Source organism: Sphingomonas oligoaromativorans (genome assembly GCF_011762195.1).
GTDB lineage: Bacteria > Pseudomonadota > Alphaproteobacteria > Sphingomonadales > Sphingomonadaceae > Solisphingomonas > Solisphingomonas oligoaromativorans.
The window spans coordinates 766,231-789,847 of sequence record NZ_JAASQK010000001.1 but is presented as its reverse complement, the minus strand read 5'-3'; the positions used below and the strand labels follow the sequence as shown (position 1 = coordinate 789,847).

Genomic DNA, 23,617 nt, shown 5'->3' with positions numbered 1-23,617 from the left:
AACGTCCCGCCACGGTACAGCCCGATTCGTCAGGCTTTGACGGGCTCCACCACACGGATGTGCAGTTCGCGGAGCTGCTTCATCATCGCCGGCGACGGCGCGCCCATCAGCAGATCCTCAGCGCGCTGGTTCATCGGGAACAGCGTGATCTCGCGCAGGTTCTGGGCGCCGCACAACAGCATCACGATGCGATCGACGCCGGCCGCCATGCCGCCGTGCGGCGGTGCGCCATACTGGAACGCGCGATAGAGGCCGCCGAAGCGCTCCTCCACGTCTGCCTGGCTGAGGCCCACCAGCTCGAACGCCTTGACCATGGTTTCCGGCGACTGGTTGCGGATCGAGCCCGAGGCGATCTCATAGCCGTTGCAGACCATGTCGTACTGGAACGCCTTGAGCGACAGCGGATCCTGCGAGTTGAGCGCCTCGAGCCCGCCCTGCGGCATCGAGAAGGGGTTGTGCGCGAACTCGACCTTCTTCTCGTCCTCGTCCCACTCGTAGAAGGGGAAGTCGACGATCCAGCACAGCTCGAAGCGATCCTTGTCGATCAGGTTGAGCTGCTCGCCCGCGCGGGTGCGGGCGAGGCCGGCGAGCTTGGCCGCCACATTCTCCGCGCCCGCCGCGAAGAACACGCCGTCGTTCGGGCCGAGGCCGAGCGCCTCGATCAGCTTGGCGGTCGCTTCCGCGCCGTGGTTCTTGGCGATCGGGCCGCCCGGCTCGCCATCCTTGATGTTGATGTAGCCGAGGCCCGAATAGCCCTCGTCGCGCGCCCAGACGTTCATGTCGTCGAAGAACTTGCGGCTGCCGGCGCCCGCGCCCGGAGCCGGGATCGCGCGGATGCGCCCGCCGCCCGCCACGATGCCCGCGAAGATGCCGAAGCCCGATTCATGGAAATGGTCGGTGACGTCGGTGATGGTGATCGGATTGCGCAGGTCCGGCTTGTCCGAGCCGTATTTCAGCATCGCCTCGCTGTAGGGGATGCGCGGGAAGCTGCCGGCGGGCGTCACCGGCTTGCCATCCGCGAACTTCTCGAACACGCCAGCGATGACCGGCTCCATCGTGTTCCACACGTCTTCCTGCGTGACGAAGCTCATCTCCAGATCGAGCTGGTAGAACTCGCCCGGCAGACGGTCGGCACGCGGGTCTTCGTCGCGGAAGCAGGGCGCGATCTGGAAATAGCGATCGAAGCCCGCGACCATCAGGAGCTGCTTGTACTGCTGCGGCGCCTGCGGGAGCGCGTAGAACTTGCCGGCATGGATGCGGCTCGGCACGAGGAAGTCGCGCGCGCCCTCGGGCGACGAGGCCGTCAGGATCGGCGTCGAATATTCGGTGAAGCCCTCGCCTTCCATGCGGTGGCGCATGTCCGAGATGATCTGGGTGCGCTTCACGATGTTGGCGTGGAGCGTCTCGCGGCGCAGATCGAGGAAGCGGTAACGCAGGCGGACATCCTCGGGATATTCCGCCTCGCCGGCGACCGGCATCGGCAGCTCGGCGGCGGCCGACTGGACGATCACGCTCTTGGCGCGCACCTCGATCTCGCCGGTGGCGAGGTTGGGGTTCACGGCTTCCCTGGCGCGGGCCTCCACCACGCCGTCGATGGTGACGACGCTCTCGGCACGCAGCGACTCCAGCAGCTTGAGCGCCTCGCTGTCCGAATCCGCGACGATCTGGACGAGGCCGTAATGATCGCGCAGGTCGACGAACAACACGCCGCCATGGTCGCGCTTGCGATGCACCCAGCCGGAGAGCCGGACGGTCTGCCCGACGTCGCTGGCGCGGAGCTGGGCGCAGGTGTGGGTGCGATAGGCGTGCATGATCGTGCTATCCGTATTCGGCGGGAAAAGATTGAGGGCGAGCGCTTCCGTGTCCGTACCCTCTTTGTCAAGGCGCGACGGTCTGTTTATGGAAGCATCATGGTTATTCACCCGCTTATCACCGACAGCCAGACGCTCGCCGATCTCTGCGCCCGCCTTTCGAAAAGCCCCTATGTGGCGATCGACACGGAGTTCATGCGCGAGAACAGCTACTGGCCGGAACTCTGCCTGATCCAGATCGCGGACAGCAACGAAGCCGCCGCGATCGATCCGATGGCGCCGGATTTCGACATGACCCCGCTCCTCGACCTGATGGTCAATAACGAGGATGTGCTCAAGGTCTTCCACGCCGGCGGGCAGGATCTGGAGATCATCCACAATCTGACCGGCAAGACGCCGTATCCGCTGTTCGACACCCAGATCGCCGCCATGGCGCTCGGCATGGGCGAGCAGGTCGGCTATTCGAATCTGGTCGAGAGCTGGACGGGCGTGAAGCTCGACAAGGGCGCCCGCTTCACCGACTGGGCGCGCCGCCCGCTCGACAAGCGCCAGATCGACTATGCGATCGGCGACGTTACCTATCTCATCCAGATTTTCCCGCGCCTGCTGGAGAAGCTGAAGAAGACCGGCCGCGGCGACTGGCTCGATCAGGAGATGGAGCGGCTGGGCGATCCGTCCAGCTACGTCAACGACCCGGAACAGGCATGGCAGCGCGTCAAGGTGCCGAGCCGCAAGCCCGAGGTGCTGGGCCGCCTCAAGGCGCTGGCCGCATGGCGCGAGCGCGAGGCGCAGGGCAAGGATTTGCCGCGCGGCCGCATCATGAAGGACGAGACGCTCGCCGACATCGCCAGCCATCCGCCGCGCGAGCAAAAGGATCTGGCACGCGTCCGCGGTCTTTCGGCAAGCTGGGCGTCGAACGACATCGGCAACCGCCTGATGGGCGCGCTCGAAGCCTCGACGCCGATGTCCGACGACGAACTGCCAGCCCGCGAGGATCGCAAGCCCGGCCTCGGCAAGGACGGCGCGCTGGTGGCGGACCTGCTCAAGCTGCTGCTCAAGATCCGCTCGAAGGAGACCGATGTGGCACCGCGCCTGATCGCCCGCTCCGACGAGCTGGAACTGCTCGCCGCCGGCAGGCGCGACGGGCTCGCCATCCTCGATGGATGGCGCTTCGAGCAGTTCGGCCGCGATGCGCTCGATCTGGTCGAGGGCCGGATGGGCTTCGCGGTGAAGAACGGGAAGCTGCGCATGATGCGGATGAACGATGCGGAGTGAGGCCGCCCTGCTGCTCGCGACCATCGCCCTCGCCGGCTGCACCCCGGTCGAGATGCGTGGCGAGCATGGCCCCGCCGCCCGTCATATCTGCCGGAACGAGCCGGCGCAGCATTATCTCGGCCATGGCGGCGGCGGCGGTGCGATCGAAGGCGCGCGCCGTGCGTCGGGCGCGAAGAGCGTCCGCGTCGTGCGGCCGGGCGAGGCGATGACGATGGACTTCCGCCCCGATCGCCTGACCATCACGGTCGACGAGCATCAGGTCATCAGCCGCCTCAACTGCGGCTGATCGGCCTCAGCCTTCCACCATCTCCGCCCGGAGGCCGAAGGCGGCGGCCAGCGTCTTGTGCCGCCGCTCCACCGCCTCGCCATAGAGCGCGCCATCTCCGGCTGCGAGGCGAAGGCTCAGCGTCGATCCCTTCACCTGCAGGGCGCTCGTGCGAAGTGGGGCTGCCACGCCGCCGGACAGACGCTGCCCGAGCCGCATGGCGAGGCCCCAGCGGACGGCAACCTGTCGGTCTTCCGGCGAAACGAGCATGGGCACCACCGGCGGCTCGCCGTCCGCGCCGAAGCTGCTGAACAGCGCCTGCGCCATCATCGCACGTCCCCGCGCATCGACGCCGACCCAATTGCCGTGCAGCGCCGTCTCCAGACCACGCTCGGCCCGGAACTCGGGGTGCGCGCGCCAGCCCACATCGGCCAGCAGGCAGCTCGCATGGCGCAGACGGGCGTCGGCCGCGCTCTCGCCCGAGAAGAGGGGCGCGATCCAGCGGTCGAGCAGGTCTCCATGCTCGGGGAACCGGCCAAGGCGCTGCCCTTCTTCCCGAGTCGCGCAGATCAGGGGGTCTAGATCGCGCACGTCGGGCGGCAGGTTCCTGTGCAGAACGCCCTCGCGCAGGCCGTAGGCCGACGCCACCAGATGGCTCGATCCCAGTTCCCGCGAAACCAGCGCCAGCAGCGCCGCCGCATCCGGCAGCGAGCCTGCCCGCGACGACGAAAGCTGCGGGATTTCCTTGAGCTTGGCCTTGTCGATATGCGCCAGCGCACGGACCGCCCGCTGCGCCGTGGTCACCGGCATGGTGTAGCCATGGACGATCGGCAGCGGATAGCCGGTCGTGTGCATCAACAGCCGCGCCAGAGCGCGCCACGATCCGCCGACGAGATAGAAGGGCAACCCCTTGCCGCGACCGCTCCAGCCCGTCTCCTGCAAGCGATGCTCGACGACCGTGCGGAGCGCGCGCGGGCCGCGGCCCCGGATTTCCGCCACCCGCAACACGCCGAGCGGAAAGGAGGCGCGCTCCCGCACCTTCCCGCCGGAGACGCGTGCGAGTTCGAGGCTTCCGCCCCCCAGATCGCCGACGATGCCGTCCGCGTCGGGGAAGGCCGCGATCACGCCCTCCCCCGCCATCTCGGCTTCCTCCTCGCCCGTCAGCACGCTGACATCGAGGCCGATGCCAGCCGCCCGCGCGAGGAAATCCGTGCCGTTCGTGGCGTCCCGCACGGCGGCGGTGGCGACCGTGTGGAGGCTGGCCACGCCGATCTTCTCCGCCACCAGCCGGAAACGATCGAGCGCGACGAAGGCCCGCTCCACGCTTGCCGGATCGAGCATTCCGGTGGAAGCCAGGCCCTTGCCGAGCCCCGCCATCACCTTCTCGTTGAAGAGGATCGAAGGGATGCGGATCGGCCCGTCATAGACGACGAGGCGAATTGAGTTCGAGCCGATGTCGATGATGCCGACGCGGCCGCCGCTCTGATCGGCGCCCCTGCTGGCGGTGGAGCGGAAAAGATAGCCGGGCTTCATGGCGCGCCGGCGTTAGCGGGAAACAGGCCGCCGGCAAAGGCCGCCTGCCCCGGTTTCGCATCGTTTCGCCGACGAATCATCGCGATATCAATTGGAGCCACCCCGCCGCAGCTTCAGGCGCGGCACGCTGTCCGATTTCCGCAACGCCGCCCCGCGCCCCGAAAGCGAAGGATTCGTCATGAAATAACGATGGAGATTAAATGGCTTGCCGCCGGATTCCGTGATCCGATCATAACTTCCATCGGATCGCAAAACCCAACTTTGCTCGGTATCGATGAGGTTCGCCACCATCACCTGATCGAGCACCTGCGCATGGACCGTCGGGTTCTCGATCGGCAGCATATATTCGACGCGGCGATCGAAGTTGCGCGGCATCCAGTCGGCCGAGGAGATGAACACCTTGGCCTTGCGGTTCGGCATCGGCTCGCCATTGCCGAAGCACATGATGCGGCTGTGCTCCAGGAAACGGCCGACCACGGACTTCACGCGGATATTCTCCGAGAGCCCCGGAACGCCCGGCCGCAGACAGCAGATGCCGCGCACGATGAGGTCGATCTGCACGCCCGCGGCACTCGCACGGTAGAGCTTCTCGATGAGCGCCGGGTCCACCAGCGAGTTCATCTTCGCCCAGATCGTCGCCGGGCGGCCGGCGCGGGCATGATCGATCTCCGCATCGATCAGATCGGCGAGACGCTCGCGCAGCCCATGAGGCGAGATCGTCACCAGTTCCAGATCATGCGGCTCGACATAACCGGTGATGTAGTTGAACACCTGCGCCGCATCACGCCCCACGCGAGGATCGGCCGTGAAGAAGCTGAGATCGGTGTAAATTCTCGCCGTCACCGGATGATAATTTCCGGTCCCGAAATGGCAGTATGTGCGGAAGGTGCCGTTCTCGCGGCGGACCACCATCGATATCTTGGCATGGGTCTTCCAGTCGATGAAGCCATAGACCACCTGCACGCCCGCGCGTTCGAGCTGTGCGGCCCAGAGGATGTTCTGCTCCTCGTCGAAGCGCGCTTTCAGCTCCACCACGGCCGTGACCGACTTGCCTGCCTCCGCCGCGTCGATCAGCGCGCGGATGATCGCGGATTGCTTGCCGGCGCGATACAGCGTCTGCTTGATCGCCACCACGTCCGGGTCGAGCGCCGCCTGCTTGAGGAAGGCGATCACCACCTCGAAGCTTTCATAAGGGTGGTGGACGACGATATCCTTGTCTCGGATCGCGGCGAAGCAATCGCCCCCATGTTCCCGGATTCGCTCGGGAAAACGCGGCGTGAAGGGTGGCCACTTCAAATCCGGCCGGTTCTCCTCGACCAGCATTTCGAGATCGGCGACGCCGAGGAAGCCGGAAGCCTCGGACACGAGCGCCCCCTGCCCGACCGCATCCGACACCAGCTCCTCCAGCTCCAGCGGCATTCCCGCCTGAAGGCGCAGACGGATGACGCGGCCCCGGCGGCGGCGCTTGATGGCGGAGTGGAAGAAGCGGACGAGATCCTCGGCTTCTTCCTCGATCTCGATATCGCTGTCGCGGATGATGCGGAACGCGCCGTCGCCATGCACCTCATAGCCGGGGAAGAGCAAAGCGGTGAAGCGGCGGATCAGCGTCTCGACCGCGATATAGCGCGCCGTCCCGCCCGGCAGGCGCACGAAGCGCGGCAGTGTCGGCGGGACCATCAGCAACTCGCGAATCGGCTCCCCGTCCGACAGCCGCTTGAGATCGAAGATCAGGCTGAAGCCCTTGTTCGGGATGAACGGGAAGGGATGCGCGGGGTCGAGCGCCTGCGGTGTCAGAACCGGCAGCACCTGTTCGCGGAAATGCGTTTCCAGCCAGGGCGCATCCTCGGCGGGCACGCTGTCGTTGGAGAGGACGTGGAAATCCTGCTCGGCCAGTTCATGCCGCAGCGTGCGCCACACCACCTGCTGTCGCCGCATCAGTGCATCGGCGCTCGCCTCGATCGCGTCGAGCTGCTGTGTCGGGGTGAGCCCGTCGGCGGACAATTGCTCGACGCTGTTGAGCTGCTGCCCGCGCAGGCCCGCCACGCGAACCATGAAGAACTCGTCGAGATTATTGCCCGAGATGGAGAGGAAACGCAGCCGCTCCAGCAGCGGATGGGCATGGTTGCAGGCCTCGTCCAGCACGCGTTCGTTGAAGGCCAGCCATGAAATCTCACGATTGAAATAGCGCTCGCGTGGCGCCACCGGTTCGGCGAGCTGCGCCTCCTCGTGGAGGCTCTGGGCATCGGCCACGGCCCGCGCGATATCGGCGGTCATCATCGGCTCCACCTCGGAGATCGGAGAATCGGTCTGGGTTTCAGGCAGGTCGTTCATCGCGCTCATGCGCCGCAGATTAGCCCAGCCTTCACCGGGCGTCGATAACGCCGGCCTGCATCAGCGCATCCCGTGCAAGCGGCACGGTCAGCCTGTGCTGGCGGGAAAGCGCGGCCCGATCGAGCGCGTCGATCGCGCTGACGATCCCCACATAGGTCCGCTCGATGCGCGCCGAGAGCCACGCGGTGAGCGTCGGCGGCACGGGCAGGCCGCGCCGCGCCAGCCCGCGTTCGAGCAGCGCGGTCATCAGCGCATCGTCCGGCGGCTGGATCGCCACACGCGGCGTCGCCGTGAAACGCGAGGCGAGATCGGGCAGCGAGACGGCCCATTCCGGCGGCGGCGCGTCCGCGACGATCAAAAGCGGGCGATGCGTCTCCATCGCCGCGTTCCAGGCGTGGAACAGCGTCTCCTCGTCGGCGCGCCAGGCATCGTCGAGCAGCCGCCCGCCCGTCTTGCGCGCGAACAGCCGGCCGACGAGGCTCCGGCCGGATTTGCGCGGGCCGGTCAGGATCGTCACCGGCACGGGCCACAGCGACCAATGCTCCAGATGGCGCGCAACCGCGGCATTGGCATCGGACAGGATGAATTCGTCGTCGCGCTCGCCTTCCGGCCAATCCAGCGGGAGCGCGATCTGGTTCATGGTTTCGGCTGGGCAGGCGGTGACGTGGCGGAAGCCGGCGTCGAGGACGCCCCTCCCTTCCGCATGTGCAGCGTCGCCCCCTCGCCCTCCAGCTTCCAGCCGCGCGCGGCGAGCGCCGCCCTCAGCGCCCCGATCTCGCCCGCATAGCCCACCGACAACAGAGACGTGCCCCCGAGCGCGAGGCTCGCCACCGTCGCCTGCCGCACGCCCGCGACCGCCCGCAGCGCGGCCTGTGCCTGATCCAGCGTCGCCGCGTCGGCCGTCTCGACCTGCACGGTGAACTGGGCTGCCTGCGCGGTGCTGACATCCTCCACGATCGCGGCGAGCGGATCGGCGGCATCATCGGGGATGAGATCGGCGGCGGGCGCCTCCGGCTCCTCGATCGAGAGCGACGGATCGGGCTTCAACTGGCCGTGGCCCAGCGCGTTCACATAGAGCGCATCGATCTGCTTCACGCCTTCGTCGAGCATATGGTCCAGATCGCCCGTGCCGGACGCGATCCGCGTGAAGGTGCCGAGCACCTCGCCGTCCGGCCCATGCCGCGCCACGAAGCGCGCCGCGATCGGTCCGCCCGGATAGCGACGCTCCAGATAGACTTCGGGCACAACCACGTCGGAAGCGCCATATTGATCGAGCAGCATCCGCCACCAGGTCCGCCCCGGCCTGCGGCTTTGGCCGAGGTTGAGTAGCACCGGGTCCGCCCCCGTGCCCACCGGCCGCACATAATCCACCGCGCTCGAACCCGTGCGGAAGCGCGCCCACGCCTTCTGCCACGAGGTGCGCGACTCGAAGCTCTGCTCCCCGCCGCCGCCATATTGGATCGGGATCACCAGCATCGGCGCCGAACGCGGGGTCGACGTGCCACCACCGATCAGTTCGCCAGTGCGGCCACGATCGAACAGCAGGCCCAGCGTCGCGATATAGCGATGCGGGCCGACCTGCTCGCTCTCCACTTCGATGCCTGCAACGATCGAATCGAGCGTCGAATCGGGAACGCCGGGCGCCTGATCGGGGCTCGCCCCATGCATCCGCGCCCAGAGAATCTTCCAGCCCTTGCGCTGGGCCATCCGCCACGCGGCGGTCCGCGCCTCGTCGGCGGTGCGGCCGGCCACGTCCACCTGAACGCCCGTCACCTCATAGCTCGACGAGCTGTCGATCGGCGGTACGCCGCGATCTCCGGGCGCGAGCTGGGCATAGGCGTACCAGCTCGCTCCCCCCGCCAGCACGGCGGCGAGGAGGATCGGCGGCCACGGTCGGCGGCGAAGCGAAGAGAGAGCAAGCGACGTCACGCTGGTCCTTCTGGCGGGTTGGGCATGGAAATCCAAGCGCGATGTCGCTACCGCACGCCGCATGACCGACACGCCCGATCAGACCGAGAGCTACACCTACGCCAAGGCCGGCGTTTCCATCGCAGCGGGCAATGCCCTCGTGAAAGCGATCGGGCCGCTGGCGAAATCCACCCGACGCCCCGGCGCGGACGCCGAGCTGGGTGGCTTTGGCGGCTTCTTCGATCCCAGGGCGGCAGGGTTCAAGGATCCGCTGCTGGTGGCCGCCAACGATGGCGTCGGCACCAAGCTCAAGCTCGCGATCGACAGCGGCCATCATGATGGCGTCGGCATCGATCTCGTTGCGATGTGCGCCAACGATCTGGTCGTGCAGGGCGCCGAGCCGCTTTTCTTCCTCGACTATTTCGCGACCGGCAAGCTGGAGGGCGATGTCGCCGTCCGCGTCGTCGCCTCGATCGCGGAAGGCTGCAAGCAGGCAGGCTGCGCGCTGATCGGCGGCGAGACGGCCGAGATGCCGGGCATGTATGCCGACGGTGACTATGACCTCGCGGGCTTCTGCGTCGGCGCGGTCGAGCGTGGCGAGCAGCTCACCGGCGACAAGGTGGCCGATGGCGACGTGATCCTCGGCCTTGCTTCGACGGGCGTGCACTCCAACGGCTATTCCCTGGTCCGCCGCCTTGCCGCCGACAAGGGCTGGAAGCTCGATCGCCCGGCGCCGTTCGACATCGAGACGCTGCTGATCGACGCGCTGATGGCGCCGACGCGCATCTATGTGAAATCGCTGCTCCCGGTGATCCGCGACGGCAATATCCACGCGCTGGCGCACATCACGGGCGGCGGTCTGCTGGAGAATATCCCGCGCGTCCTGCCGCAGGGTCTCCACGCCCATATCGACGCCGACGCCTGGCCGCAGAGCCCGCTGATGGCCTTCCTCCAGGCGCAGGGCCGGATCGAGCCGGAAGAGATGGCGCGCACCTTCAACTGCGGCATCGGCATGGCCGTCGTCGTGGCGGCGGCGGACGTCGAGGCCGTGACCACGGCGCTCGAAGCGGCGGGCGAGACGGTCCACCGCATCGGCCACATCGCGGCCGGCGAGAAGGGCTGCACCGTCTCGGGCGGGCAAGAGACATGGGCGAAGCGCGAAGCCTGGTCCGCCACGCACCATGGCTGATCGCAAGCGCGTCGCCGTCCTGATCTCCGGGCGCGGCTCGAACTTCAAGGCGTTGCTCGACGCTCAAAGTGCGGCGGACTGCCCCTATGAGATCGCGCTCGTCGTCTCGAACGTCGAGGACGCGGCCGGGCTCGATATCGCCCGAGCAGCCGGCGTCGCGACTTTCGCGAAGAGCCACAAGGGCCTGAAGCGCGCCGAGTTCGACGCCCTCGTCGACGCCGAACTGCGCGCGCATGACATCGAGGCCGTGGCGCTGGCGGGCTATATGCGCCTGCTCTCGCCGGGCTTCGTCGAGGGCTGGGCCGGGCGGATGGTGAATATCCATCCCTCGCTCCTGCCGCTCTACAAGGGCCTCGACACGCACGCGCGCGCCATCGAGGCGGGCGATGCGAAGCATGGCTGCTCGGTCCATCTCGTGACGGCCGGGCTGGACGAAGGCCCGGTCCTCGCGCAGGCCGAGGTGCCGATCCTGCCGGGCGACACGCCGGACACCCTTGCGGCGCGCGTGCTGGTGGAGGAACATCGCCTCTATCCGCTCGCTCTGGCGGAGCTTGTGAGGACGTTGTGAGCCCCGATCCCGACGCCGATCTCGCCCGCCTCCGCACGCTCTGCATGAGCCAGCCGCGTGGGCAGGAGAAGGTGTCGCACGGGATGCCCGTCTTCTTCATCGAGAAGGGCAAGACCTTCGCCTGGTTCATCCATAACCACCATGGCAACGGCATCACGGCGGTCGCTTTGAAGACCAGCGGACCGGAGGAGCAGGCGATGCTCGTCGAGGTGGAGCCTGATCTCTTCTATCGCCCCGCCTATCTCGCGCCCTCGGGCTGGATCGGCCTGCGCCTCGATGTCGAGGCCACCGACTGGGATCAGATCGGGGCGCGGATCGAACAAAGCTGGACACTCGCCGCCACCCCCCGCCTGAGGGAGCAATTCGGACGATGACCGACGATACGAAACGCCGCAGCCGGCTGCGCTGGGTGACGCTGGGCGAGGCGGTGGCCGTGGCGGCGGTCATCATCTCAGGGCTGGGGCTCTGGAACAATTATCAGGATCGCCGCGAGGCCCGCGCCGAAAAGGCCGCGGAGGCGAGCCGCGCCACCGCGCCCACGCCCTTCCACCTCCGGGCGGGCACGTCTGCCGACGGGTCGACGCTCGCTTTGAGCCCGGTCGGCACCGATCATGTCATCCAGGGCCAGACGCTGCGCTTCCCGCCTTCGTTCAAGCTCTCGCCGGTATCGACCACCAGCGACACGCGAATCGAAGCAAGCTGGTTCGCCAGCGCGCTCAAGGACGACCGCCACAGCCGTCAGCTTCCCGAGGAGACGCAGGGCGACGAGCGCGTGCCGGTGATGATCGAGACGGAATATCTGGCCGGAGACACCGCGCTCAAGGCGCGCGCCTTCTACGACATCGGCTATGCACTGGAGGGGCATTTCCTGCGCGGCGCTTCGGTGAAGCTGCGCGGGCTCTCGCTGATCGGGAAGGCGCCGGCATCGGATGCGGCGGCGGACCTGCGCCTGGCGGCGCTGTGGGAAGCGCGGGCGGGCAAGCCCAAGAAATAAGGGCTCCCCCGCCAGTCCGGCGCGAGAGCCCTTGGAAAATCAGCCGACGATTTCTTCCGGCTTGAAGAAGTAGGCGATCTCGATCGCCGCATTCTCCAGGCTGTCCGAACCGTGGACCGTGTTGGCCTCGATCGACTCCGCGTAAACCTTGCGGATGGTGCCCTCGTCGGCGTTCGCCGGGTTGGTGGCGCCCATCACTTCGCGGTTCCTGGCCATCGCGTTCTCGCCTTCGAGAACCTGCACGACCACCGGGCCGGAGATCATGAACGACACGAGGTCGTTGAAGAACGGACGCTCGGCGTGGACGGCGTAGAAGCCCTCGGCCTGTTCCTTGGTCATGTGGATGCGCTTGGACGCGACGACGCGCAGGCCGGCATCCTCCAGCATCTTGGTGACGCCGCCGGTCAGGTTGCGACGGGTGGCATCGGGCTTGATGATCGAGAAGGTGCGTTCGGTCGACATGGCCGAGCGGGCTCCATAAATTTACGGGGTGGAAAGTGGCGCCCCTCTAGTCGCGCGGGCGCCCGGAAGCAAGGCCGCGCCGCTATCGCCATGGTGCGCTTTTCTAGGCGACCTGGCCCCAGCGGCCATCCTCGTCCTGCTTCCAGTAGCGCGGCTCGACGCCATCGCGCCCCTTGAGGCCGCGCCATGCGCCCCGCGCCGCCTCGATCGAGCTATCGTCGAAGAAGTGGAAGGCGCGCTCGAAACCCAGCGCCTCGTCACGCCAGATGCCGTCGATCAGCGCCACATGCCGCGCCGCATTCACGGGTACGCAGTCGGCGGCGATCAGCAGGGGCTGGTCCGCCCCTTCCCGGCCATGCGGAAGGAAGCCGTCAGGCTGCGTTTCCCAGAGCGCGCGGTCGATACCATCCGCCTGCCCGTCATCCTGCGTGACGACGAGCAGCCGACCGCCCCCCGCCAGCACGCGCGTGGCGATGCTGGCGAGGACACGGTCGAGCGGGTCGCGGCCGAGATGGTAGAAATCGACCTGCATCGGCCGCGATACCCGCCCGTCTTACGCTTCGAGGTGATCGGCGACGAAGCGGTCGATCAGGCGCACGCCGAAACCGGTCGCGCCCTTGTCCCACGTTGCGCCGGGCTTGGCCGCCCAGACCATGCCGGCGATGTCGAGATGCGCCCACTTCACGCCGTCCTCGACGAAGCGCTTGATGAACTGCGCCGCCGTGATCGAGCCGCCGTAGCGCGGGCCGACATTCTTCATGTCCGCGATCGGGCTGTCGATCAGCTTGTCGTAGGCGTCGCCCATCGGGAAGCGCCACAGCGTGTCGCCCGAAGCCTTGGAGGAGGACAGGATCTTGTCGGCAAGGCCGTCGTCGTTCGAGAAGAGGCCGCCATGCTCATGGCCAAGCGAGATAATCATCGCGCCGGTCAGCGTGGCGAGATCGATGACGGTCTTCACGCCATAGGTCTTCTGCACCCATGTGATCGCGTCGCACAGGACGAGGCGGCCTTCCGCGTCGGTATTGATGACCTCGATCGTCTGGCCCGACATCGACGTCACGACGTCACCCGGACGCTGCGCATTGCCGTCGGGCATATTCTCGACGAGGCCGCAGACGCCGATGACATGGGCCTTCGCCTTGCGGCCGGCCAGCGCCATCATCGCGCCGGCGACGGCGCCCGCGCCGCCCATGTCCCACTTCATGTCTTCCATGCCGGCGGCCGGCTTGATCGATATGCCGCCGGTGTCGAAGGTCACGCCCTTGCCGACGAAGGCGACGGGCTCGGCGTCCGAGCCCTTCCAGCGCATCGCCAGCAGGCGGGCCGGGCGGCGCGATCCCTGCGCCACGCCGAGCAGCGCGCCCATGCCGAGCTTCGCCATCTCCTCAGGCCCGAGCATCGTGATCTCGACGCCCAGCTCCTTGAGCTTCTGGCAGCGCTCCACGAAGCTTTCGGGATAGATGATGTTGGCGGGCTCGGTGACGAGCTCACGGGTGAAGGCCACGCCGTCCGCGATCGCCTTGAGCGAGGCCCAGGCTGCTTCGGCGCCCTCACCCGCGCCGACGATCACGATCTCGTCGAGGCTCGGCTTCTGGCTGGGCTTCAGCCTGGTGCGATACACGTCATAGCGCCAGCTCCGCAGCAACGCGCCATAAGCGAGGCGCGCCGCGCGCTCGGCGGTGCCCTTGTGGCCGGTGAAATCGACGACGAGCGTCTTCTCACCCGACATCTGGACCTTGGCGACCAGCGCCCCGCCGGCGCGCTCATAGAGCGCATCCTGATCGGCATCGCCAAGCCCGGCGAGCAGCACGCGCCGCACGCCCGCGCCCTCGGCCGCGAAAGCCTCGACCACCGAACCGGCATCGCCCTCGAAACGCTGCGCCGTCGCGGCCTGTCGGACCAGCGCGGCGCCGTCGCCCAGAAGCGACGTGAGTCGATCGGCGTCAGCCTGGCCGGACTGCTGCGGAAGGGCGAGCGCATAGGCTCCCTCGGGGCGACGATCTGCGAAGCGCACGTTCATCGTTGTTATGAAACCTCCATATGCGGCACCAATGGGCGCCTTGACGGCGCATATGGCAAGCCTCCCCGTCCCGCGCCACCCCTGCGGGCCACCGCATCGTTACGCGGGGGACATTGCGGAGCGGCTGTGGCAATGCGATAGGCGCGAAAAAGCGTTGCCGTCCGGGCACCGGGGGACCAGTGAATTTTCTAAGCCCGACCAGATCGATTTCCCGCCAAGGGCTCGCCACCGCGCTCCCGCTCGTCCTTGCGCTGGCCTCGGCCACCGCCCATGCGCAGACCGTGGCACCGTCCGAAAACGCCCCCGCCGCGCCGGAACCGACGGTCGCCGGCGGCGCATTCGGCGCGCAGGCGGACGGAAGGCCGGCGCTGGTGCGCCCGTCGACGACTTCGAGTTTCGGCATCGCGGGCGGCAATACGCCGCTCGGCGACAATGAGGTCGCGTTCACCGCCGATACGCTGGATTATGACTACAAGTCCCATGTGGTGACGGCGTCCGGCGATGTCCGCATGATCCGGCAGGGCAACCGCCTGCGCGCCGACAAGGTGGAGTGGGACCGCGACACCGGCGAAGTCCACGCCATGGGCAACGTCGCCATCGCCAATCCGCAGGGCGACATCACCTATGGCCGCGATCTCCAGCTCACCGATACGCTGAAGGACGGCGTGATCGAGGATCTGCTGCTGGTGCTCGAAAATGGCGGGCGCATGGCGGCCACCACGGGCGGCCGGGCGAACGGCATCTACACGCTCACCCACGCGGCCTACACGCCCTGCGACGTGACCAACAACAAGGGCTGCCCCAAGGATCCGATCTGGAAGATCACCGCCGCGCGCGTGGTCTATGACCCCACCAAGCACCGCATCTCCTATCGCGACGCGCGGCTCACCTTCCTCAGTGTGCCGATCCTGTGGCTGCCCGCCTTCTCCCACCCGGACGGTTCGGGCCAGGGCGGCTCCTCGGGTCTGCTGGTGCCGGACATCAGCTATAACGGCCGCAACGGCCTCCAGGTCGCGACCCCCTATTACATCCAGTTCGCGCCCAACCGCGACCTGACGATCACGCCCTATGTCTTCACTTCGGTGCTGCCGATGCTGGAGGCGGAATATCGCTCGCTCGACAGCCATGGCGCATGGCGGGTGCAGGCCTATGCGACCGACAGCACGCGCTCGGCCAACGACACCGCGCCCGGCTCGCGCGATTTCCGCGGCTATATCGAGGCGAACGGCACCTATCAGCTCGGGCCGAACTGGACGCTGACCGGATCGATCCGCGCCGTCACCGACAAAACCTTCCTGCGCCGCTACGACATCAATTACGACGACCGCCTGCGCTCGACGCTCAAGGCCGAGAGGATCGATTCGGACAGCTATCTCTCGATCGCCGGCTGGGAATTCGAGACGATGGTGCCCGGCGTGCGCCAGAAAACCCAGCCGATCGCGCTGCCCGCGCTCGACTATCGCCTCCGCGTGCCGGAGCATCTGCTGGGCGGCACCTTCACCTTTCAGGCCAACACGCTGGCGATCACCCGCCTCGAAGGGCAGGACACCCAACGCGCCTTCGTCAGCGCGCAGTGGGAGAAGTGGCTGCTCACCCCGCTCGGCCAGCAGGTGACCTTCACCGCTTATGGCCGCGGCGACGTCTATCACAGCGACGACAATCTCGCGACGTCGACCGTGATCTATCAGGGCGAGCCCGGCTGGAAGGGCCGCGGCATCGGCGCGCTGGCGATGGACGTGCGCTGGCCGTTCATCGGGGAGTTCCTGTCGGGCACGCAGCGGATCACGCCGCGCGTGCAGGTGGTCGGCTCGCCGCCGACCCGCAACCTCGCCATCCCCAACGAGGATGCCCGCGCGATTGATCTGGAGGATTCCAACCTCTTCGCCCTCAACCGCTTCCCCGGCTATGACCGGTGGGAGGATGGCGCGCGCGTCACCTACGGCGTGGAATATGCGCTCGACCTGCCGCATTTCTCGCTGCGCTCGCAGGTCGGCGAGAGCTATCGCTTCTACACGCCATCCGACATCTCGCAGGGTTCGGGCATCACGGGGATGGGCATCCTTCCCGACGGCACCGGCCTTTCCGGCAGGACGTCCGACATCGTCGGCAGCACGACGCTGCGCTATGGCAGCTTCATCAGCCTTTCGCACCGGTTCCGCGTCGACAGGAAAAGCTTCGCGATCCGCCGCAACGAGATCGACGCGACGCTGGGCAACCAGCAGACCTATCTTCAGGTCGGCTATCTGAAGCTCAACCGCCATATCAGCAACGCCATCGAGGATCTGCGCGACCACGAGGAATTGCGGCTGGGCGCCCGCCTCCAGATCCTCAAGCGCTGGTCGCTGTTCGGTTCGACCACGCTCGACCTTAGCGGCGAGAGCAGCGATCCGGTGCTGGGGCCGACGCTGGACGCCGATGATGCCGGCATCGATCCGGTCCGTTCGCGCGTGGGCCTCGCCTATGAGGATGACTGCTTCGAGTTCAGCGTCAACTGGCGGCGCGACTATACGGCGGTCGGCGATGCGCGGCGGGGCAACACGATCCAGTTCCGGCTGGCGTTCAAGAACCTCGGACGCTAAGCCTGCATTCATAGAGGAGATGCGACATGCTCGCCGTATGCCGCGTCAGTGGCTGTGGCCGGGCTGACGCAACGGGCGGGACACTGAGGACAGCGTGATTTTCCAGACAAGGATGCTCAAGCCGCGCCTGGCGGCGCTTTGCCTGGCCGCTGGCCTGATCGTGGCGGGTGGTGGCTATGCCCTCGCGCAACAACAGGCTGACGACGACAGCACGGGCGGCGAGAACACGCCGCTGAACCTGCCCAACGACGTCGCCGTCTTCGGCAAGTTCGATCCGACGATCCGCAAGGCGACGGCGATCGTCAACGGCTTCATCATCACCGACACCGACGTGGACCAGCGCCTCAATCTGGTGCTTGCCGCGAACGGGCAGAAGGTGAGCACGGAAGAACGCGACCGGCTGCGCCTTCAGGTGCTGCGCAATCTGATCGACGAGACGCTCCAGATCCAGGAAGCGAAGTCCAACGACGTCACCGTGCCGTCGAGCGACATCGACCAGACCTTCCAGCGCGTCGCCGGCCAGTTCAAGAATACGCCCGATCAGTTCACCGCCTTCCTGAAGTCGAAGGGCTCGTCGGCCAACTCGATCCGGCGTCAGATCGAGGGCGAACTCGCCTGGCAGCGCCTGCTCGATCGCAAGGTGCAGCCCTTCGTCAACGTCGGCGACGACGAGGTGAAGCAGGTCATCGCGCGCCTCAATGCGTCCAAGGGCGCCAAGGAATATCATGTCGGCGAGATTTTCCTCTCCGCCACGCCGCAGACCGACGCGCAGGTCCACGCCAACGCGGACCGCGTGATGGACCAGATCCGTAAGGGCGGCAGCTTCGTCGCCTATGCCCGCCAATATTCGGAAGCGTCGACCGCGGCCGTCGGCGGCGATCTCGGCTGGGTCCGCGCCGAGCAGTTGCCCGACGCCATCGCCCAGATCCTGCCGGAGATGCAGCCCGGCACGGTGAGCCCGCCGATCGCGGTGCCCGGCGGTTATTCGATCATCGCCGTGCAGGATACCCGTCAGGTGCTGATGTCCGATCCGCGCGACGCCGTGCTCAGCCTGAAGCAGATGACGATCACTTTCCCGAAGGGCACCACGCAGGATCAGGCCGGCCCGCGCGTGGCCGCCTTCGCCGAGGCGACCCAGAAGATGGGTGGCTGCGGCGGCGCCAAGGATGTCGCGGCGAAGCTCGATGCCGATGTCGTCGAGAACGACAATATCCGCATCCGCGATCTTCCGCCCGTGCTCCAGACGCAGATGACCGCGATGTCCACCGGCCAGGCGACGACGCCGTTCGGCTCGGTCACCGAGGGCGTGCGCGTGCTGGTGCTCTGCGGCCGCGACGATCCCGAGGTGGCGGGCAAGCCGTCGTTCGACCAGATCTACAACCAGATGGAGCAGGAGCGCGTCGACCTGCGCGCCCGTCGCTATCTGCGCGACCTGCGCCGTGACGCGGTGATCGAATACCGATGAGCGACACGCTCCAGCCGATCGCCGTCTCCATCGGCGATCCGGCCGGGATCGGGCCTGAGGTTCTCGCCAAGGCCTGGATGCGCCGGCGCGAGGAAGGGTTGCAGCCCTTCTTCGCGATCGGCGACCCCCGCTCGATCGCGATCGTGTGGGACGGCCCGCTCCGCAAGATCGAGACGCCCGCCGATGCGCTCGGCTGCTTCGACGAAGCGCTCCCCATCATGGAGGTGGAGGATGCGGGCGAGATCGTCCCCGGCCAGCCCAACATGCCGGGCGCGCGCTGCGCCATCGTCAGCCTGGAGATCGCCGTCGGGCTCGCGCGATCGGGCGCGGCCTCCGCGATCGTCACCGGGCCGGTCTCCAAGGCCGAGCTATACGCGATCGGCTTCACCCATTCGGGCCAGACCGAGTTCGTCGCCGAGCGTTGCGGCGTGTCGCCGGCCAATGTCGCGATGATGCTGGCCGGGCCGACGCTGCGGACCGTCTGCATCACCACCCATGTGCCGCTGGCGCAGGTGCCCGAACTGCTGACGGTCGACCTCGTCACCGCCCGCGCGCGGGTGACGGCGCGGGGGTTGCAGCGGGATTTCGGCATCGAATCGCCGCGCATCGCTCTGGCCGGCTTCAACCCCCATGCCGGCGAGGGCGGCGCGCTGGGCCGCGAGGAGCTGGATATCCTCATCCCCGCCGTGGAACAGCTCCGCGAGGAAGGCATCGACATCGTCGGGCCGCTCGCCGGCGACACCATGTTCCATCCGCGCGCGCGGGCGCTGTACGATGCGGCGCTCTGCACCTTTCACGATCAGGCGCTGATCCCGCTCAAGACGCTGCATTTCGATGAGGGCGTGAACATGACGCTCGGCCTGCCGATCGTCCGCGTCGCGCCCGATCATGGCACCGCCTTCGGCATCGCGGGCCAGGACAAGGCCGAGCCCGGCGCCACCATCGCCGCCATCCGCATGGCCGGCGAAGCAGCCGCACGGCGCGCGCAGGCGGCATGACCGACCTTTCCGGGCTTCCGCCGCTGCGCGAGGTGATCGCGCGGCATGGCCTTTCCGCGTCCAAGGCGCTGGGGCAGAATTTCCTGCTCGATCCGCAACTGCTCGACCGCATCGCGCGGGTGGCGGGCAATCTGGAGGGGCAGCGCGTCTATGAGGTCGGCCCCGGCCCCGGCGGGCTGACCCGCGCCCTCCTCCGCGCCGGTGCGCAGGTGACGGCGGTGGAACGGGATCGCCGCTGCCTCCCCGCGCTTGCGGAACTGGGCGAAGCGGCGGAGGGGCGCCTGCGCGTCATCGAAGGCGATGCGCTGGAAGTGGACGAACGCGCGGAAGCCGGAGACGGCGCGCATATCGTCGCGAACCTGCCCTATAATGTCGGCACCGTGCTGCTGGTCCGCTGGCTGGAGAGCGAGGCGTGGGCGCCATGGTGGTCGTCGCTCTCGCTGATGTTCCAGAAGGAAGTGGCGGAGCGCATCGTCGCCAGGCCGGGCAGCGACGCCTATGGTCGCCTGGCCGTGCTTGCCCAGTGGCGCAGCTCGGCGACGATCGCGCTCAACGTTCACCGCTCCGCCTTCGTGCCGCCGCCCAAGGTGATGTCGGCCGTCGTCCATATCGAGCCACGCGAGATGCCCGAGGGCGTCAATCCGGCGAAGCTCTCCCAGCTTACCGGCGCCGCCTTCGGCCAGCGCCGCAAGATGCTGCGCCAGAGCCTCAAGGGCACGCCCGACGCGCTCGATGCGCTGGCGACATTGGGCATCGCGGCCGATCGGCGGCCCGAGACGCTCTCGGTGGATGAGTTCGTGGCGCTGGCCCGCGCGCTGTCCTGAAAGGGAAAGGCCCGGCTCTCGGCGGCCGAGCCTCCTTTCGCTCAGTTCTTGCCGGAAGGCGGCGTCGTCGCGGCCTGACCTTTGGTCGCGGGCGGCACCTTGTCGCTGGCTGCGGTCTGGACGAGCGGCGGCGGCCCCTTGGCGATCGCGGCGGCGAGCGTCGTCGCGGCGGTGCAGTCACCCTTGCAGAGCGTCTTGATGCGGGCGAGATTGTCCTTGGCGCGATCGACCGCGCCGCGCTGCACCAGCGCATCGCCCTCACCCGCCAGCGCGCCGATGTCGTTCGGCTCCAGCAGCAGCGCATCCTTGTAATAGCGGATCGCCTTGCCCGGAAGCTGCTGCGCCTGCGCGACGCGGCCGAGCGCGACGAACGCGCCCCGGTTGCGCGGATCGGCGACGACGGACGCCTCCAGCGCATCGTTCGCGGCGACATAATTCCCCGCCGCCAGCGCCGCCTCGCCCTGCTTCTGCATGGTCAGCGAGCGCGGGTTGATCTGGTCGTCCGGCTTCTGGCCGTAGCTACCGCTCGATACCGCGAGAAGACCCAGTGAGGCGGCAGCGGCAACGGGCAGGAAACGCATCAGCTTCTCCGATAAAGGACTTGTATCGGGGTTTAGCACGGCCGCACGAGCGTCGCGACGAAAAAGCCGTCGGTGCCGCTCGCCGCCGGCGTGAGGCGGATGCCCGGCCCTCGCGCCTCACCGGCGGGCAGCGAAACCGGCCGTGCGGTCCAGCCCGGATGGCGCGCCAGAAAGGCCTCCGCCTGCCCAGCGCCCTCCTCGTCGAGCAGCGAGCAGACGATGTGGACCAGCGTGCCGCCGGGCTTCACCAGCCCCGCCGCGACGTCCAGCAGCCGCGACTGGAGCGCCACAACGCGATCGAGCCGCGCCTGCGTCAGCCGCCAGCGCGCCTCCGGGTTGCGCCGCCATGTGCCGGTGCCAGAGCAGGGCGCATCGACGACCACGAGATCGGCGGCATCCCGGAAGTCGTCCAGAGCATCGCCTTCGCGCCCACCGTCGAGCAGGCGCGTCTCAGCGATGGTGACGCCCGCCCGCTCTGCCCGAGGCGCGAGGCGGGAGAGCCGCGCCCGATCCGCATCCGATGCGATCAGTCGCCCGCGATCCTCCATCGCCGCCGCCAGCCCAAGCGTCTTGCCGCCCGCGCCGGCGCAGAAATCGATCACCGTCATGCCAGGCTTGGCCGCGCAGGCCAACGTGACGAGCTGGCTGCCCTCGTCCTGCACCTCGATCAGGCCGCCCGCCCATTCGGGAAGCTGCTCGACCTGCACGCCTTCGGGCAGGCGCAGGCCGTCGGGCGCATGGGGCGTTGGCACCGCGCCCTCGATCGCGATATCCCCGCGCCGGGCCTTGAGGCGGTTCACCCGAAGATCGAGCGGCGCGCGGGCCTCCAGCCCGAGCCCGTCGAGCCGCCCACCCAGCCACGCCGGCGCGACACCGGCCGCCGCACGCGGCTCCTCCGCCGAGATCAGCTCAGGCCCACGCGGCGAACCATCGAACAGCGCCGCGACTTCCCCGCGCTCATCCGCCAGCGCGACCATCGCCGCACGGCCCGTCTCCGGCAGATCGCCCGCCCGGCGGATCGCCGCATAGACCAGCTCGCGCACCGCCCGCCGGTCCTTCGATCCGGCATAGCGGCGCGTCTTGAAATAGCGTTGGACGATCGTATCCGCCGCCGCCCCGGCGTCGCGGGCGGCGGCGACCACCTCGTCGAGAATCTCGATCGCCGCCTGCGCGCGTGCCTGCGGGGTCATGCGGCCTCAGCGCGTCGGATAGTTGGGCGCCTCGCGGGTGATCGCGACGTCGTGGACGTGGCTTTCCTTGAGGCCCGCATTGGTGATCCGCACGAAGCGGGCGCGCTCCTGAAGCTCGGTGATGGTGTGCGAGCCGGTATAGCCCATCGCCGCCTTCACGCCGCCGACGAGCTGGTGGATGACGTCGCGCGCCGGCCCCTTGAACGGCACCTGACCCTCGATGCCCTCGGGAACCAGCTTGAGCTGATCCTTGATGTCCTGTTGGAAGTAGCGATCAGCCGAGCCGCGCGCCATCGCGCCGACCGAGCCCATGCCACGATAGGATTTGAAGGCACGGCCCTGATAGATGAAGGTCTCGCCCGGAGCCTCTTCGGTGCCGGCCAGCAGCGAGCCGACCATCACCGTCGACGCGCCCGCCGCCAGCGCCTTGGCGATGTCGCCCGACGTGCGCAGGCCGCCGTCGCCGATCACCGGCACGCCATGCTTCCTGGCTTCGGCCGCCGCGTCCATGATCGCGGTGAGCTGCGGCACGCCGATGCCCGCCACCACGCGCGTGGTGCAGATCGAGCCCGGCCCGATGCCGACCTTGAGGCCGTCCGCGCCCGCGTCGATCAGCGCCTTGGCGGCTTCGGCGGTGGCGATGTTGCCCGCGATCACCTGCACGGTGTTGGACAGGCGCTTCACCCGATCGACCGCCTTGGCGACATCCTTGTTGTGGCCGTGGGCGGTGTCGATGACGATCAGGTCGCATTCCGCGTCGATCAGTGCCTCGGTGCGCTCGAAGCCCTTGTCGCCGACCGTGGTGGCCGCCGCGACGCGCAGGCGGCCGGCGGCGTCCTTGGTGGCCGACGGATAGGTGACCGCCTTCTCCATGTCCTTCACGGTGATGAGGCCGACGCAGCGATAGTCGCCGTCCACCACCAGCAGCTTCTCGATACGGCGGGCGTGGAGCAGGCGGCGCGCCTCGTCCTGGCTGGTGCCGAGCGGGACGGTCGCGAGGTTCTGCGCGGTCATCAGCTCGGCGACCGGCTGGTTCGGGTTCTCGGCGAAGCGGACGTCGCGGTTGGTGAGGATGCCGACCAGCTTGCCCGAAGCCTCGGTGACCGGGATGCCCGAGATGCGGTGACGCACCATCAGCTCCTGCGCCTGCGCGAGCGTGGCGTTGGGCGCGATGGTGATGGGGTTCACCACCATGCCGCTTTCATAGCGCTTCACGGCGCGGACGGCGGCGGCCTGCTCCTCGACCGTCAGATTGCGGTGGAGCACGCCGAGGCCGCCGAGCTGGGCCATGACGATCGCCATGTCGGCCTCGGTCACGGTGTCCATCGCCGCCGAGAGGATCGGGATGTTGAGGCCGATCTCCTTCGTCACGAAGGTCCGCGTGTCGGCCATGCTGGGCAGGACTTCCGATTCGGCGGGCTGGAGGAGCACGTCGTCGAAGGTGAGGCCGAGGCGGATTTCCATGGTGTGACGTCTTTCGCTGGCGAGGGGGCGGGAGTCGTCGCGCTCCTATAGGGCGGCATCCGCCAGCTTTCCAGACGCCTGAACGAATTGGGGCGCGGGGCTTGGCAGCGCTGGCCATGGGGAGCATGGTCCGCGCCGGGCGCGGCCAGCCGGTCCTCGC

At 68.0% G+C, this 23,617-nt stretch carries 21 protein-coding genes; 10 read left to right on the top strand and 11 right to left on the bottom strand.

Features of this window, described 5'->3' with window-relative positions; translation table 11 throughout:
* Window positions 1-29: 29 nt before the first annotated feature.
* Window positions 30-1,811: an aspartate--tRNA ligase gene (gene aspS, locus FHS98_RS03760; RefSeq protein WP_167099988.1), complete on the bottom strand. Its 1,782-nt coding sequence runs from the start codon at window positions 1,809-1,811 to the stop codon at window positions 30-32.
* A gap of 99 nt (window positions 1,812-1,910) precedes the next feature.
* Between aspS and rnd the strand changes: the two genes are divergently transcribed.
* Together rnd and FHS98_RS03750 are read left to right on the top strand one after the other, a co-directional pair.
* Window positions 1,911-3,086 (top strand): ribonuclease D, encoded by a 1,176-nt coding sequence (rnd, locus tag FHS98_RS03755; protein WP_167099985.1) that lies wholly within the window; start codon window positions 1,911-1,913, stop codon window positions 3,084-3,086.
* Window positions 3,076-3,372 carry an I78 family peptidase inhibitor gene (locus FHS98_RS03750; RefSeq protein WP_167099982.1) on the top strand — a complete coding sequence of 99 codons (297 nt, stop codon included), beginning with the start codon at window positions 3,076-3,078 and terminating at the stop codon, window positions 3,370-3,372. Before rnd ends, FHS98_RS03750 begins: the two co-directional genes overlap by 11 nt.
* 6 nt (window positions 3,373-3,378) lie before the next feature.
* Here the strand turns inward: FHS98_RS03750 and FHS98_RS03745 are convergent, their stop codons facing one another.
* The 4 genes from FHS98_RS03745 to FHS98_RS03730 form a co-directional block, all read right to left on the bottom strand.
* Window positions 3,379-4,884, bottom strand: a complete 1,506-nt coding sequence (locus FHS98_RS03745) for a Ppx/GppA family phosphatase (RefSeq protein WP_167099979.1) — start codon at window positions 4,882-4,884, stop codon at window positions 3,379-3,381.
* 87 nt (window positions 4,885-4,971) lie between these two features.
* Window positions 4,972-7,224 (bottom strand): RNA degradosome polyphosphate kinase, encoded by a 2,253-nt coding sequence (locus FHS98_RS03740; RefSeq protein WP_208401928.1) that lies wholly within the window; start codon window positions 7,222-7,224, stop codon window positions 4,972-4,974.
* A 22-nt stretch (window positions 7,225-7,246) separates the two neighbouring features.
* Window positions 7,247-7,855 (bottom strand): HdaA/DnaA family protein, encoded by a 609-nt coding sequence (locus tag FHS98_RS03735; RefSeq protein WP_167099977.1) that lies wholly within the window; start codon window positions 7,853-7,855, stop codon window positions 7,247-7,249.
* On the bottom strand, window positions 7,852-9,144 hold the full coding sequence (locus FHS98_RS03730; protein ID WP_167099974.1) for a heavy-metal-associated domain-containing protein: 1,293 nt from the start codon (window positions 9,142-9,144) through the stop codon (window positions 7,852-7,854). The genes FHS98_RS03735 and FHS98_RS03730 overlap by 4 nt, the downstream gene beginning before the upstream one ends.
* A gap of 61 nt (window positions 9,145-9,205) precedes the next feature.
* Between FHS98_RS03730 and purM the strand changes: the two genes are divergently transcribed.
* Genes purM through FHS98_RS03710 form a run of 4 tightly spaced genes read left to right on the top strand, consistent with a single transcriptional unit; the run spans window position 9,206 to window position 11,874 of the window.
* Entirely contained in the window at window positions 9,206-10,312 is a 1,107-nt protein-coding gene (gene purM, locus FHS98_RS03725; RefSeq protein ID WP_167099971.1) for a phosphoribosylformylglycinamidine cyclo-ligase, read from the top strand.
* Window positions 10,305-10,880 (top strand): phosphoribosylglycinamide formyltransferase, encoded by a 576-nt coding sequence (purN, locus tag FHS98_RS19040; RefSeq protein WP_167099968.1) that lies wholly within the window; start codon window positions 10,305-10,307, stop codon window positions 10,878-10,880. Before purM ends, purN begins: the two co-directional genes overlap by 8 nt.
* Entirely contained in the window at window positions 10,877-11,254 is a 378-nt protein-coding gene (locus FHS98_RS19035; RefSeq protein ID WP_167099965.1) for an MmcQ/YjbR family DNA-binding protein, read from the top strand. Before purN ends, FHS98_RS19035 begins: the two co-directional genes overlap by 4 nt.
* Window positions 11,251-11,874, top strand: a complete 624-nt coding sequence (locus tag FHS98_RS03710) for a hypothetical protein (protein ID WP_167099962.1) — start codon at window positions 11,251-11,253, stop codon at window positions 11,872-11,874. The genes FHS98_RS19035 and FHS98_RS03710 overlap by 4 nt, the downstream gene beginning before the upstream one ends.
* 39 nt (window positions 11,875-11,913) lie before the next feature.
* Here the strand turns inward: FHS98_RS03710 and ndk are convergent, their stop codons facing one another.
* From ndk to FHS98_RS03695, 3 genes are all read right to left on the bottom strand, one after another.
* Window positions 11,914-12,336: a nucleoside-diphosphate kinase gene (gene ndk / locus FHS98_RS03705; protein ID WP_167099959.1), complete on the bottom strand. Its 423-nt coding sequence runs from the start codon at window positions 12,334-12,336 to the stop codon at window positions 11,914-11,916.
* A gap of 103 nt (window positions 12,337-12,439) precedes the next feature.
* The gene (locus FHS98_RS03700) at window positions 12,440-12,868 is read right to left on the bottom strand and encodes a DNA polymerase III subunit chi (RefSeq protein ID WP_167099955.1); all 429 of its coding nucleotides are present in this window, start codon (window positions 12,866-12,868) and stop codon (window positions 12,440-12,442) included.
* A gap of 21 nt (window positions 12,869-12,889) precedes the next feature.
* Window positions 12,890-14,356: a leucyl aminopeptidase gene (locus FHS98_RS03695; protein ID WP_167099952.1), complete on the bottom strand. Its 1,467-nt coding sequence runs from the start codon at window positions 14,354-14,356 to the stop codon at window positions 12,890-12,892.
* Window positions 14,357-14,637: 281 nt separating this feature from the next.
* Here FHS98_RS03695 and FHS98_RS03690 point away from each other — a divergent pair, with 281 nt between their 5' ends.
* The 4 genes from FHS98_RS03690 (at window position 14,638) to rsmA (ending at window position 20,222) form a co-directional block, all read left to right on the top strand.
* Window positions 14,638-16,935, top strand: coding sequence for an LPS-assembly protein LptD (locus FHS98_RS03690; RefSeq protein ID WP_341786016.1), 2,298 nt, complete (start codon window positions 14,638-14,640; stop codon window positions 16,933-16,935).
* A gap of 112 nt (window positions 16,936-17,047) precedes the next feature.
* Entirely contained in the window at window positions 17,048-18,400 is a 1,353-nt protein-coding gene (locus FHS98_RS03685; protein WP_167100380.1) for a peptidylprolyl isomerase, read from the top strand.
* Window positions 18,397-19,398: a 4-hydroxythreonine-4-phosphate dehydrogenase PdxA gene (gene pdxA / locus FHS98_RS03680; protein ID WP_167099947.1), complete on the top strand. Its 1,002-nt coding sequence runs from the start codon at window positions 18,397-18,399 to the stop codon at window positions 19,396-19,398. The genes FHS98_RS03685 and pdxA overlap by 4 nt, the downstream gene beginning before the upstream one ends.
* The gene (gene rsmA, locus FHS98_RS03675; protein WP_167099944.1) at window positions 19,395-20,222 is read left to right on the top strand and encodes a 16S rRNA (adenine(1518)-N(6)/adenine(1519)-N(6))-dimethyltransferase RsmA; all 828 of its coding nucleotides are present in this window, start codon (window positions 19,395-19,397) and stop codon (window positions 20,220-20,222) included. The genes pdxA and rsmA overlap by 4 nt, the downstream gene beginning before the upstream one ends.
* Before the next feature lie 41 nt (window positions 20,223-20,263).
* Here the strand turns inward: rsmA and FHS98_RS03670 are convergent, their stop codons facing one another.
* From FHS98_RS03670 to guaB, 3 genes are read right to left on the bottom strand one after another with little or no spacing between them, the layout of a single operon-like run.
* Entirely contained in the window at window positions 20,264-20,803 is a 540-nt protein-coding gene (locus FHS98_RS03670) for a tetratricopeptide repeat protein (protein WP_167099941.1), read from the bottom strand.
* A 32-nt stretch (window positions 20,804-20,835) separates the two neighbouring features.
* Window positions 20,836-21,993: an RsmB/NOP family class I SAM-dependent RNA methyltransferase gene (locus tag FHS98_RS03665; protein ID WP_167099938.1), complete on the bottom strand. Its 1,158-nt coding sequence runs from the start codon at window positions 21,991-21,993 to the stop codon at window positions 20,836-20,838.
* Window positions 21,994-21,999: 6 nt separating this feature from the next.
* Window positions 22,000-23,457 carry an IMP dehydrogenase gene (gene guaB / locus FHS98_RS03660; protein WP_167099935.1) on the bottom strand — a complete coding sequence of 486 codons (1,458 nt, stop codon included), beginning with the start codon at window positions 23,455-23,457 and terminating at the stop codon, window positions 22,000-22,002.
* Between the last annotated feature and the right edge of the window lie 160 nt (window positions 23,458-23,617).

What these genes read in the sequence shown, in the direction of transcription:
- FHS98_RS03700 (WP_167099955.1), bottom strand. Translation starts at nt 12,868, where the DNA reads ATGCAGGTCGATTTCTACCATCTCGGCCGCGACCCGCTCGACCGTGTC.
- FHS98_RS03685 (WP_167100380.1), top strand. Translation starts at nt 17,048, where the DNA reads ATGCTCAAGCCGCGCCTGGCGGCGCTTTGCCTGGCCGCTGGCCTGATC.
- FHS98_RS03665 (WP_167099938.1), bottom strand. Translation starts at nt 21,993, where the DNA reads ATGACCCCGCAGGCACGCGCGCAGGCGGCGATCGAGATTCTCGACGAG.
- FHS98_RS03750 (WP_167099982.1), top strand. Translation starts at nt 3,076, where the DNA reads ATGCGGAGTGAGGCCGCCCTGCTGCTCGCGACCATCGCCCTCGCCGGC.
- pdxA (WP_167099947.1), top strand. Translation starts at nt 18,397, where the DNA reads ATGAGCGACACGCTCCAGCCGATCGCCGTCTCCATCGGCGATCCGGCC.
- aspS (WP_167099988.1), bottom strand. Translation starts at nt 1,811, where the DNA reads ATGCACGCCTATCGCACCCACACCTGCGCCCAGCTCCGCGCCAGCGAC.
- FHS98_RS03735 (WP_167099977.1), bottom strand. Translation starts at nt 7,855, where the DNA reads ATGAACCAGATCGCGCTCCCGCTGGATTGGCCGGAAGGCGAGCGCGAC.
- rnd (WP_167099985.1), top strand. Translation starts at nt 1,911, where the DNA reads ATGGTTATTCACCCGCTTATCACCGACAGCCAGACGCTCGCCGATCTC.
- ndk (WP_167099959.1), bottom strand. Translation starts at nt 12,336, where the DNA reads ATGTCGACCGAACGCACCTTCTCGATCATCAAGCCCGATGCCACCCGT.
- rsmA (WP_167099944.1), top strand. Translation starts at nt 19,395, where the DNA reads ATGACCGACCTTTCCGGGCTTCCGCCGCTGCGCGAGGTGATCGCGCGG.
- FHS98_RS03670 (WP_167099941.1), bottom strand. Translation starts at nt 20,803, where the DNA reads ATGCGTTTCCTGCCCGTTGCCGCTGCCGCCTCACTGGGTCTTCTCGCG.
- FHS98_RS03740 (WP_208401928.1), bottom strand. Translation starts at nt 7,224, where the DNA reads ATGAGCGCGATGAACGACCTGCCTGAAACCCAGACCGATTCTCCGATC.
- guaB (WP_167099935.1), bottom strand. Translation starts at nt 23,457, where the DNA reads ATGGAAATCCGCCTCGGCCTCACCTTCGACGACGTGCTCCTCCAGCCC.
- FHS98_RS03710 (WP_167099962.1), top strand. Translation starts at nt 11,251, where the DNA reads ATGACCGACGATACGAAACGCCGCAGCCGGCTGCGCTGGGTGACGCTG.
- FHS98_RS03695 (WP_167099952.1), bottom strand. Translation starts at nt 14,356, where the DNA reads ATGAACGTGCGCTTCGCAGATCGTCGCCCCGAGGGAGCCTATGCGCTC.
- purM (WP_167099971.1), top strand. Translation starts at nt 9,206, where the DNA reads ATGACCGACACGCCCGATCAGACCGAGAGCTACACCTACGCCAAGGCC.
- FHS98_RS03745 (WP_167099979.1), bottom strand. Translation starts at nt 4,884, where the DNA reads ATGAAGCCCGGCTATCTTTTCCGCTCCACCGCCAGCAGGGGCGCCGAT.
- purN (WP_167099968.1), top strand. Translation starts at nt 10,305, where the DNA reads ATGGCTGATCGCAAGCGCGTCGCCGTCCTGATCTCCGGGCGCGGCTCG.